A 13,572-nucleotide genomic window follows, 5' to 3' on the forward strand; every position below is an offset into this window, starting at 1 on the left:
CCCCTTCAGGCCCCATCTACAACACAGACCCCCGATATGAAGAAACTGCTTGCTCCCATGCTCATGGCTGCCGTGCTGGCGGTTCCCATGGTTCCCGCGTCCGCCCAGGCGCAGAAGGCGGGCAAGCCGGATCTGGCCAAGGGCGAAGCCAGCTTCACCGCCGTGTGCGCGGCCTGCCACGCGGCCGACGGCAATTCCACCATCGTCGCCAACCCCAAGCTCGCGCAGCAGCACCCCGAATACCTCGTCAAGCAGCTGCAGGAGTTCAAGTCCGGCAAGCGCAACGATCCCGTCATGAAGGGCATCGCCGCCACGCTCTCCGAGGACGACATGCGCAACATCGCGTACTGGGTGGCGGCCAAGCCGGCCAAGCCCGGCTTCGCGAAGGACAAGGACCTCGTCGCCCTGGGCGAGCGCATCTACCGCGGCGGCATCGCCGACCGCAACATCGCCGCCTGCGCCGGCTGCCACAGCCCCAACGGCGCCGGCATCCCCGCGCAGTACCCGCGCCTGTCGGGCCAGCACGCCGACTACACCGTCAAGCAACTGGGCGAGTTCCGCGAGGGCAAGCGCGGCAACAGCGTGCAGATGGCGCAGGTGGCCGCCAAGCTCAACGACCGCGAGATCCGCGCCGTGGCCGACTACATCGCCGGCCTGCGCTGAGATCGTGAACACGTTCCGAGGGGATATCCGGGATTTCCCGGCGCTTGACTTGCGTCAAAATCCCCCCGGATGGCCTTGAAGCCTTCCGGAACCAGCCGCCGATAATCACACCCAAGACGGGCGGGCCTCTCTGAACGGATGGCCCGCCCTTTTGCATTCCGGCGCGCCCCGATCCCTGCTTCCCGCGCACTTTCGCCCGCACCACGCCGCCCCAGTCCACGAGAGCCGCTTTCCGCCCATGTCCGAAACCGTTCACGGCATCCGCCTTTCCTCCCGCCAGGCCTCCGTGCGCGCCATGGTCGAGCTGCTGTCGTCCATGCGTTTCGCGATCTCGCTGCTCACCGTGATCTGCATCGCCTCGGTGATCGGCACGGTGCTCAAGCAGCACGAGCCGGCCGTGAACTACGTGAACCAGTTCGGCCCCTTCTGGGCCGAGCTGTTCCTGGCGCTGCGGCTCAATGCCGTCTACAGCGCCTGGTGGTTCCTGCTGATCCTCGCCTTCCTCGTCGCGAGCACGTCCATGTGCGTGGCGCGCAACGGGCCGCGCTACCTCGCGGACCTGCGCAGCTACAAGGAAAACATCCGCGAGCAGGGCCTGAAGGCCTTCCACCACCGCGCGCAGGCCACGCTCGCCGCCGAGGGGCCCGAGGCCGCCGCGCGGCGCATCGGCGGCCTGCTGGCCGGCGGCGGCTGGAGGGTGCGGCTGCAGCAGCGGGACACCGCCGCCGGCCCGGGCACCGGCTGGATGGTGGCGGCCAAGGCGGGCGCCGCCAACAAGATCGGCTACATCGCCGCGCACAGCGCCATCGTGCTCATCTGCCTGGGCGGGCTGCTGGACGGCGACCTCATCGTGCGCGCGCAGATGTGGCTGGGCGGCAAGACGCCCTACGCGGGCGGCGGCCTCGTCTCCGAGGTGGGCGACGGGCACCGGCTCTCCGAGCGCAACCCCACCTTCCGCGGCAACCTCTTCGTGTCCGAGGGCACGCAGTCGGGCACGGCCATCCTCAGCCAGTCCGACGGCGTGCTGCTGCAGGAGCTGCCGTTCTCCATCGAGCTGAAGAAATTCATCGTGGAGCACTACTCCACCGGCATGCCCAAGCTCTTCGCGAGCGAGATCGTCATCCACGACAAGGCCACGGGCGAGGCCACGCCCGCGCGCGTGGAGGTGAACCACCCCGCCAGCTACCGCGGCATCGAGATCTACCAGTCGAGCTTCGACGACGGCGGCTCGCGGCTCAAGCTGCGCGCCGTGCCCATGGCGCCGGGCGTGCGGCCCTTCGAGGTCGAGGGCACCGTGGGCGACTCCACCCGGCTCGAAAAGGCCGGCGGCTCCGAGGCGCAGGCGCTCACGCTGGAGTTCACGGGGCTGCGCACCATCAACGTCGAGAACTTCAGCGGCGCGGCCGGCTCGGGCACCGACGTGCGCAAGGTGGACCTGCGCCAGTCCATCGAATCGCGCCTGGGCGCGGGCAACAAGACCGCCACGCCCAAGGAGCTGCGCAACGTGGGCCCGAGCGTCACCTACAAGCTGCGCGACGCGGCGGGCCAGGCGCGCGAGTTCCATAACTACATGCTGCCGGTGGACACGGGCGACGGCCAGCCGGTCTTCCTGCTCGGCGTGCGCGAGACGCCGGCCGATCCCTTCCGCTTCCTGCGCGTGCCGATGGACGACCAGGGCCGCATGGACGGCTTCATGCGCATGCGCATGGCGCTGGCCGATGCCGCGCTGCGCGAGCAGGCGGTGCGCCGCTACGTGGCGCATGCCGTGGACCGCTCCCGGCCCGAGCTGGCCGAGCAGCTCGCGCAGTCCACGCTGCGCGCGCTCTCGCTCTTCGCCGGCGCGCACGAGGCGGGCAAGGGCGCTGCCGGCGAGCCGCCGCGCGCGGGCCTGCAGGCCATCTCGGACTTCATGGAGGCCAACGTGCCCGAGGCCGAGCGCGAGCGCGCCGGCGAGGTGCTGATCCGCATCCTCAACGGCGCGCTGTTCGAGCTGGCGCAGCTCACGCGCGAGCGCGCGGGCCTCGCGCCGCTGCCGCAGAACGAGGCCACGCGCGCCTTCATGACCCAGGCCGTGCTCTCGCTGAGCGACGCGCAGATCTACCCCGCGCCGATGGCCTTCGAGCTGGCCGACTTCACCCAGGTGCAGGCCAGCGTGTTCCAGGTGGCGCGCGCGCCGGGCAAGAACGTGGTCTATCTGGGCTGCGCCCTGCTGATCCTGGGCGTGTTCGCGATGCTCTACGTGCGCGAGCGCCGCGTCTGGGTGTGGCTCGCGCCGCAGCCGGACGGCGCGGGCGCCGAGGCCACGATGGCCCTCTCGACCAACCGCAAGACGATGGACGGCGACCGCGAGTTCGCCCGGCTCACCGAGAAACTGATCGGGGCGCGGCCCCACCATGGAGGCACCACCGCATGACCACGGCGACCACCATCACCCTGAACGAAGGCTTCTTCGCGCGGCGCACCCTGTTCGACTGGGTGTTCGCGGCCCTCGTGGCCGTGGGCGGGCTCTACGCGCTGCAGCGCTACGGCGCCTTCATGGACGGGTACGAGAAGGGCATCCTGCTGGGCTCGATCCCCTGCGCCGTGTGGCTCGGCTGGTTTTGGCGGCCGCTGCGCGCGCTGATGCTGGCCGTGGCCGCGTTCGCACTGCTGGCCATCGGCCTCTACCAGCAGGACGGCGCGGGCAGCCTCGCGCGGGCCGACACGGTCTTCGGCCTGAAGTACTTCCTCTCCAGCCAGTCGGCCATCCTGTGGATGAGCATGCTGTTCTTCATCAGCACGGTGTTCTACTGGCTGGGCATGTTCGCGCGCGGCGAGCGCGGCACGCTCTCGCTGCTGGGCTCGCGCATCGCCTGGGTGGCGATCGCCATGGCGCTCATCGGCACGCTGGTGCGCTGGTATGAGAGCTACCTCATCGGCCCGGACATCGGCCACATCCCCGTGAGCAACCTCTACGAGGTCTTCGTGCTCTTTTGCTGGATGACGGCGGCCTTCTACCTCTATTACGAAGAGCAGTACGCCACGCGCGCGCTCGGCGGCTTCGTGATGCTGGTGGTGAGCGCGGCCGTGGGCTTCCTGCTCTGGTACACCGTGGTGCGCGAGGCGCACGAGATCCAGCCGCTGGTGCCGGCCCTCAAGAGCTGGTGGATGAAGCTGCACGTGCCCGCCAACTTCATCGGCTACGGCACCTTCGCGCTCGCGGCCATGGTGGCCTTCGCCTACCTCATCAAGCAGCAGGCCGGCGAGACGCGCTGGTGGAAGCTCGCGCCGCTGTGGATGCTGGGCGTGGTGCTGTGCTTCGAGCCCATCGTGTTCCGCCAGGGCGCCACCGAGAACGGCGGGAGCTACTGGATGGTGTACTTCGGCGTCTCGGCCCTCATCGTGGCCGGCATCCTGCTGGGCCGCCGGCGCATCGCCGAGCGCCTGCCGTCCTTCGAGGTGCTGGACGACGTCATGTACAAGTCCATCGCCGTGGGCTTCGCCTTCTTCACCATCGCCACCGTGCTGGGCGCCCTGTGGGCGGCCGAGGCCTGGGGCGGCTACTGGAGCTGGGACCCCAAGGAGACCTGGGCCCTCATCGTCTGGCTCAACTACGCGGCGTGGCTGCACATGCGCCTCATGAAGGGGCTGCGCGGCACGGTTTCCGCCTGGTGGGCGCTGGTGGGCCTGGGCGTGACCACCTTCGCCTTCCTGGGCGTGAACATGTGGCTCTCGGGCCTGCACAGCTACGGAACGTTGTAGCGGCGGATGAATCCTTCGGAGGCGGGGGCGCGTATAACGGCGGCATCCCCCGCAGGCCCGCCCCCTACCCGAGGATTCCTCCATGCCCATCCGATACCACGACGACGGCCGCATCCACCGCGTCGGCAGCGAGATCACCCCCCGCGCGGTCTATGAAGGCCGGCGCGACCTCATGAAGCTCCTGGCGGGCGGCGTGGCCGGCGCCGCGCTGGCGTCGTGGGCGGGGCGCGAGGCCCTGGCCCAGGTGGCGCGCCCCGGCAAACTGGCGCCGCTGCCCGGCGCCCCCAGCAAGGTGGCCGGCGCCGCCACCATGGAAAAGCTGACCGAATACAAGGACGCCAGCACCTACAACAACTTCTACGAATTCGGCGTGGACAAGAGCGACCCCGCGCGCAACGCCCACACCCTCAAGACCTCGCCCTGGACCGTGGAGGTCGAGGGCCTCGTCAATAAGCCCGGCAAGTTTGCCCTCGAAGACCTGCTCAAGCTCAGCCCGCAGGAAGAGCGCATCTACCGCCTGCGCTGCGTCGAGGGCTGGTCCATGGTGATCCCCTGGGTGGGCTATTCGCTCGCCGAACTCATCAAGCGCGTGGAACCCCAGGGCAGCGCCAAGTACGTGGAATTCGTCACGCTGGCCGACAAGAAGACCATGCCCTACGTGGACCGCCCCGTGCTCGACTGGCCCTACACCGAGGGCCTGCGCATGGACGAGGCCATGCACCCGCTCACGCTGCTCGCCTTCGGCATGTACGGCGAGGTGCTGCCCAACCAGAACGGCGCGCCCGTGCGCCTCGTCGTGCCCTGGAAATACGGCTTCAAGAGCGCCAAGAGCCTCGTCAAGATCCGCTTCGTCGAGAAAGAGCCCGGCACGGCCTGGAACAAGGCGGCGAAGCAGGAATACGGCTTCTACTCCAACGTGAACCCCAACGTGGACCACCCGCGCTGGAGCCAGGCCACCGAGCGGCGCATCGGCGAGGAGGGCGGCCTCTTCGCCAAGAAGCGCAAGACGCTCCTGTTCAACGGCTACGAGGCGCAGGTCGGCCAGCTCTACGCGGGCATGGACCTCAAGAAGTTCTACTGAAGCCGCCGGCGGCGCCACCGCTGCCCCGGGAGGCGGGAGGCCCCCGACCGATGAAGAAACTGCTGCTGCATCCGGCCGCCAAGCCGGCCGTCTTCGTGCTCTGCCTGCTGCCGTTCGCGTGGCTGGTCTATGGCGCCGTGGCCGACCAGCTGGGGGCCAACCCGGCCGAGGCGCTGATCCGCTCCACGGGCGACTGGGCGCTGCGCGGGCTGTGCGTGGCGCTGGCCGTGACGCCGCTGCGCGTGGTGGCCGGCCTGCCGGCGCTTGCGCGGTTCCGGCGCATGCTGGGGCTGTTCGCCTTCTTCTACGCGCTGCTGCACCTCGTGGCCTACGCCTGGTTCGACATGGGCTTCGACGTGCCGGAGATCCTGCGCGACATCGCCAAGCGCCCCTTCATCCTCGTGGGCATGCTGGCCTTCGTGCTGCTGGTGCTGCTGGCCGCCACCTCCTTCAACCGCGCCATCCGCTGGCTGGGCGGCAGGCGCTGGCAGGCCCTGCACCGCGCCGTGTATGCCGTGGCCGGGCTGGCGCTGCTGCACTTCTTCTGGATGCGCGCCGGCAAGAACTTCTTCGGCGAGGTCGCCGTCTATGGAGCGATCCTGGGCGCGCTGCTGGGCTGGCGCGCCTGGCGGGCCCTGCGCGGCGCGCGTGCCGCCCGTGCCACGGCGGCGTGATTCGCTATGTATTTAATAGCTAACTATTGAGCATCTACGGCGACGTGGCGGCCAAAAGATCCAATAATCAGGCCCGCACCGCCTGCAGGGCCGGCCGCACCTGCCGCGTGGCGGGGTCGATGAACGCCGTGGGCAACTGGTAGGCCCGGTCGTCGAACAGGTCGATGCCGCACTGCAGGTTCTCGACCCAGTCGAAGAAATCGCTGATCGCCTGCCGCCCCATGATGGGCGCGCCGTGCTGGGGCACCAGCATGGCGATGTCGAGCTGCCGGGCCATGCGCGACCACAGGCGCAGGATCTTGTTGGACACCATGTAGCGGCGGTGGAAGCCCTCCATGCGCGGGATGTGGGCCTTCAGGTCGGTGACCGGCTCGCGGGCCTCGGCGCCGGACACCATGGACACCGCGAGGTCGCCCGTGAAGAGGATCTTGCTCACCGGGTCGTAGAAGTGGAAGTTGCCCTCCGAATGCAGGAAATGCGCGGGCAGCAGTACCAGCTCGTGCCGGCCCAGCGGCAGGTGCCCGCCGGCGTCGGGCACCCCGATCACGCGGTTCTCGGTCTTGCCCACCTTGGTGAAATGCGGCGCGAAGCGCTCCCACACGCGCGAGATCACCAGCGTGGCCTTGGTGCTGGTCATCCAGCGGTCGAGCGAGGCGATGATGTCCGGATCGGCGTGCGAGGCGATCAGGTACGACAGCTTGTGCGGGGCGAAGTGCTTGCTCATGCCCATGAACAGCTCGTTGAACGCGAGGTTGCCACCCGGATCGATGATCGCGCCCGTGTCCCCGTCCACGATGAGGAACTGGTTGGCCTGCACCGCCTGCCCGTCCTCCTCGATGAGGTCGGAGAACATCAGGCAGGCGTGGTGCTTGTCTCGGTAGAGTTCCAGGGGTTCCGCTGCCATACCGCTCCAATCGTCATGAAACGGTCACTGTACGGACATCGCTCCCCCCGGAGCTTGATGCGCATCAAGCGGAGCGGTCAGCCGGGCAGCTTCTCGTGCCGGAACGTATCGGCGAGGGATTCGCGCTCGCGGATGAGGTGGGCGGCGCTGCCGTCCACCAGCACCTCCGCCGGCCGCGCGCGGGTGTTGTAATTGCTGCCCATCGAGCTGCAATAGGCGCCCGCCGAGAGCACGGCGAGGTGGTCGCCGGCCTGCACGGCCAGCGTGCGGTCGCGGCCGATCCAGTCGCCGCTCTCGCACACGGGGCCCACCACGTCGTACACGGCGGGCTGCGCATCCGCCGCCGGCGCGCGCAGCGGCACGATGCCGTGGAAGGCCTGGTACATCGCCGGGCGGGGGAGGTCGTTCATCGCAGCATCGACGATGCAGAAGTTCTTCTGCTCGCCGGGCTTCACGTACAGCACCTCGGTCAGGCACACGCCCGCGTTGCCCACCAGCGAGCGGCCGGGCTCGATCATGAACTGCCGGTCGCCGAAGCCGCGCTCGTCCAGCCGGGCGAGCAGGTCGGTCCACAGCGCATCCGCCGCGGGCGGCGTGTCGCCGTTGTAGTCGATGCCCAGGCCGCCGCCGAAGTCGAGGTGGTGGATCGGGATGCCCGCGGCCTCGATCTGCTCGACCAGGTCGAGCACGCGCTCCACGGCGTCGAGGTAGGGCGTGGCCTCGGTGATCTGCGAGCCGATGTGGCAGTCGATGCCCACGACCCGCAGGCCCGGCAGGGCCGCCGCGTGCTGGTAGGCGGCCAGCGTGCGCTCGTGCGCCACGCCGAACTTGTTGCCCTTCAGGCCCGTGGAGATGTAGGGGTGGGTTTTCGGGTCCACGTTGGGGTTCACGCGGATGCTGACCGGCGCGCGCGTGCCGCAGGCAACCGCCACCTCGCTCAGCACCTCCAGCTCGGGCTCGCTCTCTACGTTGAAGCAGCCGATGCCGGCCTCCAGGGCCTCGCGCATCTCCTGCCGCGTCTTGCCGACGCCCGAGAAGATCACCTTGCGCGCATCGCCGCCCGCGGCCAGCACGCGCCGCAGCTCGCCGCCCGACACTATGTCGAAGCCGCAGCCGGCCCGCGCGAACAGCTGCAGCACCGCCAGCGAGGAGTTCGCCTTCATGGCATAGCAGATCTGGACCTTGCGGCCCGCGAACCCGCGCTGGTAGGCCTCCAGCGCCGCGAGCATCGAGGCCTTCGAATACACGTAGAGCGGCGTGCCGTGCCGCGCGGCCAGGTCCGCGAGGCGGACCGATTCGATGGAGAGATCGCCGCCTTGGTAGGCGACATGGGGGTGGCCGGGCAGTGCGGTCAGCGTCATGGAGTGGAAGTGGAGGCGGGAGGCGACGAAGGCGCCGGGGAAGGGGACGATGCCGGGGTGGCGGGCGCCGGCACGATGATGGGCACCGGAGAGGGCGCCTCGCGCATCGGATCGAGCGTCTGGGGCAGTGTGGCGCGCTGGGACCCGGCGGGATCGTTCGGCAGATACAGCGGGCCGCGCTGGCCGCAGCCCGCCAGCAGGACGACCGCGCCGGCACCAAGGACGAACGCCCTGACTAGAATTTGAGAAGCTCTCAACATCCGCAAATTGTAGAAGTAATGACCGATCTCGAATTTCTGGACCAGGCCGAGAAACTGTTGCTCGCCGTGGAACAAGGGTGCGACCGCATCAACGACGCCACCGATGCCGACCTGGATGCCCAGCGCTCGGGCGGCATGGTGACCATCACCTTCCCCAACCGCAGCCAGATCGTCATCAACCAGCAAAAGCCCCTGCACGAGATCTGGATGGCCGCGCAGTCCGGCGGCTACCACTACCGCCTCGATGGCGGGGCCTGGAAAGACACCAAGGGCGCCGGCGAATTCTTCGCGGCCCTGGACGAAAACGCCTCCCGGCAGGCCGGCATGCCCGTGTCGTTCCGGGGCTGAGCGCCCGGCGCCCGCCCGCCCGGTGCGCTGCGCCGATCCGTGAAAAAAAGCCCCCTACGCTCGCTTGCCGCGCGTGGTCGCTGTCCTCCGAGGGGAAGCTTTGCCCGGCGATGAAAAAAAGGCATCGCTGCCATCGCAGCGATGCCTTTTTGCCGTGCGGGCCTGCCCGGGTCAGTTCCGGAACAGGTCCAGGATGCGGGTGCGCTCCTCGGCCGCCGGAGGCGCCTGCGTCGGTGCGCCGGGTACGGCGGCGGGGTGGTCTTCCATGCCCACGCTGGCCACGCCCGCGTTGCGCGCGAACTCCTCGTAGAACCACTCGCCGCCCACGTTGACCACGCCGGGGGGCACCGTGGGCTCCGCCACGGGAACGCCCTTGAGCGCGCGCTCCATGAAGCTGATCCAGATCGGCAGGCTCAGCCCGCCCCCGGTCTCGCGGCTGCCCAGGTTGCGGGGTGTGTCGTAGCCGATCCAGGTGACGGCGGCGATGGTGGGCTGGAAGCCCGCGAACCACGCATCCACGGCATCGTTGGTCGTGCCGGTCTTGCCGTAGATGTCCGGGCGCTTGAGCGTGGCCTGGGCGCGGGCGGCCGTGCCGGAGCGGGTCACCTCCTGCAGCAGGCTGTTCATCACGAAGGCGTTGCGCGGCTCGATGGCGCGCGGATTCTCCGCGGTGGGGATGGGCTGGAAGTCCGACAGCACCCGGCCCTTGTGGTCGGTCACGCGGCTGATGAGGTAAGGGTTCACGCGGTAGCCGCCATTGGCGAACACCGAATAGGCGGACACCATCTGCATCGGCGTCACCGAGCCGGCGCCCAGCGCCATCGTGAGATAGGCCGGGTGCTTGTCCGCCTCGAAGCCGAAGCGCGTGATCCATTCCTGCCCCGTCTTCGGCCCCACGGCCTGAAGGATGCGGATGGAGACGACGTTCTTCGACTTGGCGAGCGCCGTGCGCAGGGTCATCGGGCCGTCGTACTTGCCGTCGTAGTTCTTCGGCTCCCAGGGCTGCCCGCCCGTGACGCCCGCGCTGAAGAACAGCGGTGCATCGTTCACGACCGTGGCCGGGGTGAAGCCTTTTTCGAGCGCCGCCGAGTAGATGAAGGGCTTGAAGCTCGACCCCGGCTGGCGCCACGCCTGGGTCACGTGGTTGAACTTGTTCTTGTCGAAGTCGAACCCGCCCACGAGGGCCCTGACCGCGCCGCTGCGCGGATCGATGGCCACGAAGGCGCCCTCGACTTCCGGCAGCTGCGTGATGTCCCAGGTCTTCTTGGGCGTCTGGATGATGCGGATCACCGCGCCCCGGCGGATCTTGATGTTGGGAGGCGCCTTGTCGCTGAGGCCGGACTGCGCGGGCTTGAGGCCGTCTCCCGTGATCTCGATGGGCTCGCCGTTGGCCCGGGCGGCCACGATCTTCTTGGCGGAGGCCTCCAGCACCACGGCCGAGAGCACGTCGCCGTTGTCGGGGTGGCCGGCCAGCGTGTCGTCGATCACGTCTTCCGCTTCCTGGGGATTGGTGGGCAGGGCGACGAACTTCTCCGGGCCCCGGTAGTGCTGGCGGCGCTCGTAGTCCATGATGCCCTTGCGCAGCGCCTGATAGGCGGCTTCCTGGTCGCCCGCGTTGAGGGTCGTGTAGACGTTCAGGCCGCGGGTATAGGCGTCGTTGCCGTACTGGGCGAAGATGAGCTGGCGCGCCATCTCGGCCACGTACTCCGCGTGGATGCGCGTGTTGTCCGGCCCCGAGCGGATCTTCAGATCCTCCTGCTTGGCGGCGGCGGCTTCTTCTGCCGTGATGAAGCCGTTCTCGACCATGCGGTCGATGATGTAGAGCTGGCGCACGCGGGCCCGCTTGGGGTTGCTGATGGGGTTGTAGGCCGAGGGCGCCTTGGGCAGGCCGGCCAGCATCGCCGCCTCGGCGATGGAGATGGATTTCAGCGGCTTTCCAAAATAGGCCTCCGAGGCGGCCGCGAAACCATAGGCCCTATTTCCCAGATAAATCTGGTTCATGTAAATCTCGAGAATCTGATTTTTGGTTAGCAGATGTTCGAGTTTGAAAGTTAGTAATATTTCGTAAACTTTTCTTGTAATTGTTTTCTCTGACGAAAGATAAACATTGCGCGCAACCTGCATGGTGATGGTGGAGGCGCCCTGGCTCTTCACCCGGCCCAGGTTGGCCAATGCCGCCCGCACCATGCCCTTGTAGTCCACGCCGCCGTGCTGGAAGAAGCGCGCATCCTCAATGGCCAGCACCGCGTTGGTCATTACCTTGGGGATCTCCTCGATGGGCGTCAGGTTGCGCCGTTCTTCCCCGAACTCACCCAGCAAGGCGCCTTCCACGGAATAGACGCGCAGCGGCAGCTTGGGCCGGTAGTCCGCGAGATCGGAAATATCCGGAAGATTCGGATAGGCCACCGCCAGGGCCACGGCAAGGGTCAGGGCCAGGCCCAGCGCGCCCGCCACGGCGAGTCCGAAGAGCCAGGCAACGCTCTTGAGCAGCCAGCGCAGCCATGTCGGCCGGGAGGGGGCGTCTCGCTGCGCGGTCTTTTCAGGTGGGGTGGGCGGCATGTCGGTCCAGTACAAATCAACGGGGCATTATAAAAAAGCCGCCCGCCGAACCGCCTTTTCACATGGCTGTCGCATCGGGGAAGGGGTTCGCGAAGACCTCTTCGCCCCCTCCGGAAATAACCTCTTTGGCAGGACTGAAAACCGTCTGCTTTTGACAACGCCACCCCGGTTACCACTGGGTAAAACACTTTGCTGGCCTACAACCTTACTGCTAGCATTCATGTGCAAGTGTTAAGTTTTGTTGCGTCAATAAGGCGTGTTACAGGGGGCCAATCTTGATCTCTTTGGGATCTTTGTTCAGTCGCCAGGCCGCGCCACTGCTGGGTATCGACATCAGTTCCTCCAGTGTCAAACTGGTTGAATTGGGGCGTGACAAGGCAGGGGGCCTGGTGCTGGAGCGGTGCGCGATCGAGCCCCTGGAGCGGGGGTGGATCAGCGACGGCAACATCGAGAAGTTCGATGAGGTCGCGGAAGCCTTGCGGCGGCTCGTGAAGAAAAGCGGAACGCGCACGAAAAACGTCGCTCTGGCACTGCCTCCCTCGGCCGTCATCACCAAGCGCATCACCCTGCCGGGCGGCATGTCCGAGCAGGAGCTCGAAGTGCAGGTGGAGTCCGAGGCCAATCAGTACATCCCTTTTTCGCTCGATGAGGTGAGCCTGGATTTCTGCGTCATCGGCCCGAGCAAGAATGCCCCGGGCGACGTGGATGTGCTCATCGCTGCATCGCGCAGGGAGAAGGTGCAGGACCGGCAAGGTCTTGCCGAGGCCGCGGGGCTCAAGCCGGTGATCGTCGATATCGAGTCGCACGCATCCCGGCTGGCGGCCGGCCGGCTCATCGAAGCCCTGCCCAACCACGGGGTCGATGCGCTGGTGGCCCTCTTCGAGGTCGGGGCCCTGACCACGAGCATGCAGGTCATCCGCAACGACGAAGTCCTTTACGACCGGGACCAGGCATTCGGTGGCGCGCAGCTGACCCAACTGATCGTCCGCCAGTACGGATTCTCGGCGGAAGAGGCCGAAAGCAAGAAGCGCAGCGGCGACTTGCCCGAGGACTACCAGTCCGCCGTTCTGCGCCCCTTCGTGGAGAGCATGGCGCAGGAAATCGGTCGCGCATTGCAATTCTTCTTTACCAGTACACCCTACAACCGGGTGGATCACATCATGCTGGCGGGAGGCTCTGCGCCCCTGCCAGGACTCACCGAGGCAGTCACCCAGCATTCCGGCTGTGCCTGCACGGCCATCAATCCCTTTGAGGGCATGGAAATCGGAAGTTCCGTCCGACTCAAGAAGATGGTGCGTGAGGCGCCTTCGTATCTGACGTCGTGCGGACTCGCCATGCGGAGGTTCCTGCAGTGATTCTCATCAATCTGCTGCCTCACCGCGAGGCCGCCCGAAAGCGCAGGAAAGAGCTGTTCCAGGCCACGATGGTCGCCTCCCTGCTCGTGGGCCTGGCGATTGCCGCTGGAATCTACTGGTGGTATCAGATGATGATCAGCGAACAGCAGGACAGAAACAACTTCCTGCAGTCGGAGATCAAGGTGCTGGAGGGCCAGATCAAGGAGATCGCGACGATCGAGGAAGAGATCGCCGCCTTGCGGGCACGCCAGAAGGCCGTGGAGGATCTCCAGTCCGACCGCAACCTGCCGGTCCACTTGCTCACCGAGCTGGTCCAGCAATTGCCCGACGGCGTCTATATCACCAGCCTCAAGCAGGCGGATCAGGTCATCACCATGCAAGGCATGGCGCAGTCCAACGAGCGCGTCTCGGAGATGTTGCGCAACCTGGCCGAAAACACGCCCTGGTTCTCCAAGCCTGAACTCGTCGAGATCGTGGCGGCCAATGTGGCCTTGACGCCCAGGGAGCAGCGCCGGGTGGCATCGTTCAATTTGCGCTTCCGTCTCATGCGGACCAGCGAAGCGCAAAAGGCCATGGATGGCGCCAGCGCGCCTCAGGGCGCGCCGCGTGCCGCAGGGGGATAAGCA

12 protein-coding genes are annotated in these 13,572 nt (G+C 67.4%); 8 read left to right on the forward strand and 4 right to left on the reverse strand.

Going from position 1 to position 13,572, the window contains the following annotated elements; all coding sequences use genetic code 11:
- The first annotated feature begins 36 nt into the window (after nt 1-36).
- From AX018_RS12690 to msrQ, 5 genes are all read left to right on the forward strand, one after another.
- Nucleotides 37-663: a c-type cytochrome gene (locus tag AX018_RS12690; RefSeq protein ID WP_111877652.1), complete on the forward strand. Its 627-nt coding sequence runs from the start codon at nt 37-39 to the stop codon at nt 661-663.
- A gap of 238 nt (nt 664-901) precedes the next feature.
- Nucleotides 902-3,076 (forward strand): cytochrome c biogenesis protein ResB, encoded by a 2,175-nt coding sequence (locus tag AX018_RS12695; protein WP_111877653.1) that lies wholly within the window; start codon nt 902-904, stop codon nt 3,074-3,076.
- Complete coding sequence (gene ccsB, locus AX018_RS12700; protein WP_111877654.1) at nt 3,073-4,404, forward strand: c-type cytochrome biogenesis protein CcsB; 1,332 nt, start codon at nt 3,073-3,075, stop codon at nt 4,402-4,404. Before AX018_RS12695 ends, ccsB begins: the two co-directional genes overlap by 4 nt.
- Before the next feature lie 82 nt (nt 4,405-4,486).
- A complete protein-coding gene (gene msrP / locus AX018_RS12705; protein WP_111877655.1) occupies nt 4,487-5,485 on the forward strand; it encodes a protein-methionine-sulfoxide reductase catalytic subunit MsrP in 999 nt (332 codons plus the stop codon).
- A 50-nt stretch (nt 5,486-5,535) separates the two neighbouring features.
- Nucleotides 5,536-6,159 carry a protein-methionine-sulfoxide reductase heme-binding subunit MsrQ gene (msrQ, locus tag AX018_RS12710; RefSeq protein ID WP_111877656.1) on the forward strand — a complete coding sequence of 208 codons (624 nt, stop codon included), beginning with the start codon at nt 5,536-5,538 and terminating at the stop codon, nt 6,157-6,159.
- A 67-nt stretch (nt 6,160-6,226) separates the two neighbouring features.
- Here the strand turns inward: msrQ and AX018_RS12715 are convergent, their stop codons facing one another.
- The 3 genes from AX018_RS12715 to lptM all read right to left on the reverse strand — a co-directional run bounded on the left by AX018_RS12715 (nt 6,227) and on the right by lptM (nt 8,684).
- Nucleotides 6,227-7,063 (reverse strand): oxygen-binding di-iron domain-containing protein, encoded by an 837-nt coding sequence (locus tag AX018_RS12715; RefSeq protein ID WP_111877657.1) that lies wholly within the window; start codon nt 7,061-7,063, stop codon nt 6,227-6,229.
- 77 nt (nt 7,064-7,140) lie between these two features.
- The gene (lysA, locus tag AX018_RS12720) at nt 7,141-8,424 is read right to left on the reverse strand and encodes a diaminopimelate decarboxylase (protein ID WP_111877658.1); all 1,284 of its coding nucleotides are present in this window, start codon (nt 8,422-8,424) and stop codon (nt 7,141-7,143) included.
- Nucleotides 8,421-8,684: an LPS translocon maturation chaperone LptM gene (gene lptM / locus AX018_RS12725; RefSeq protein ID WP_111877659.1), complete on the reverse strand. Its 264-nt coding sequence runs from the start codon at nt 8,682-8,684 to the stop codon at nt 8,421-8,423. The genes lysA and lptM overlap by 4 nt, the downstream gene beginning before the upstream one ends.
- Nucleotides 8,685-8,702: 18 nt before the next feature.
- Between lptM and cyaY the strand changes: the two genes are divergently transcribed.
- On the forward strand, nt 8,703-9,032 hold the full coding sequence (gene cyaY / locus AX018_RS12730) for an iron donor protein CyaY (RefSeq protein WP_111877660.1): 330 nt from the start codon (nt 8,703-8,705) through the stop codon (nt 9,030-9,032).
- A 171-nt stretch (nt 9,033-9,203) separates the two neighbouring features.
- Here the strand turns inward: cyaY and AX018_RS12735 are convergent, their stop codons facing one another.
- Nucleotides 9,204-11,591, reverse strand: a complete 2,388-nt coding sequence (locus AX018_RS12735; protein WP_111877661.1) for a penicillin-binding protein 1A — start codon at nt 11,589-11,591, stop codon at nt 9,204-9,206.
- 275 nt (nt 11,592-11,866) lie between these two features.
- On the opposite strand from AX018_RS12735, the gene AX018_RS12740 reads away from it, so the two are divergent.
- The gene (locus AX018_RS12740) at nt 11,867-12,946 is read left to right on the forward strand and encodes a pilus assembly protein PilM (RefSeq protein ID WP_111877662.1); all 1,080 of its coding nucleotides are present in this window, start codon (nt 11,867-11,869) and stop codon (nt 12,944-12,946) included.
- Nucleotides 12,943-13,569 (forward strand): PilN domain-containing protein, encoded by a 627-nt coding sequence (locus AX018_RS12745; RefSeq protein ID WP_111877663.1) that lies wholly within the window; start codon nt 12,943-12,945, stop codon nt 13,567-13,569. Before AX018_RS12740 ends, AX018_RS12745 begins: the two co-directional genes overlap by 4 nt.
- Nucleotides 13,570-13,572 lie beyond the last annotated feature (3 nt).

The sequence above is a fragment of the Paracidovorax anthurii genome (assembly GCF_003269065.1).
Lineage (GTDB): Bacteria > Pseudomonadota > Gammaproteobacteria > Burkholderiales > Burkholderiaceae_C > Paracidovorax > Paracidovorax anthurii.

Coding starts and splice junctions, on each gene's coding strand:
- lysA (WP_111877658.1), bottom strand. CDS start 8,424: ATGACGCTGACCGCACTGCCCGGCCACCCCCATGTCGCCTACCAAGGC.
- AX018_RS12695 (WP_111877653.1), top strand. CDS start 902: ATGTCCGAAACCGTTCACGGCATCCGCCTTTCCTCCCGCCAGGCCTCC.
- cyaY (WP_111877660.1), top strand. CDS start 8,703: ATGACCGATCTCGAATTTCTGGACCAGGCCGAGAAACTGTTGCTCGCC.
- lptM (WP_111877659.1), bottom strand. CDS start 8,684: ATGTTGAGAGCTTCTCAAATTCTAGTCAGGGCGTTCGTCCTTGGTGCC.
- AX018_RS12690 (WP_111877652.1), top strand. CDS start 37: ATGAAGAAACTGCTTGCTCCCATGCTCATGGCTGCCGTGCTGGCGGTT.
- ccsB (WP_111877654.1), top strand. CDS start 3,073: ATGACCACGGCGACCACCATCACCCTGAACGAAGGCTTCTTCGCGCGG.
- AX018_RS12715 (WP_111877657.1), bottom strand. CDS start 7,063: ATGGCAGCGGAACCCCTGGAACTCTACCGAGACAAGCACCACGCCTGC.
- AX018_RS12735 (WP_111877661.1), bottom strand. CDS start 11,591: ATGCCGCCCACCCCACCTGAAAAGACCGCGCAGCGAGACGCCCCCTCC.
- msrP (WP_111877655.1), top strand. CDS start 4,487: ATGCCCATCCGATACCACGACGACGGCCGCATCCACCGCGTCGGCAGC.
- msrQ (WP_111877656.1), top strand. CDS start 5,536: ATGAAGAAACTGCTGCTGCATCCGGCCGCCAAGCCGGCCGTCTTCGTG.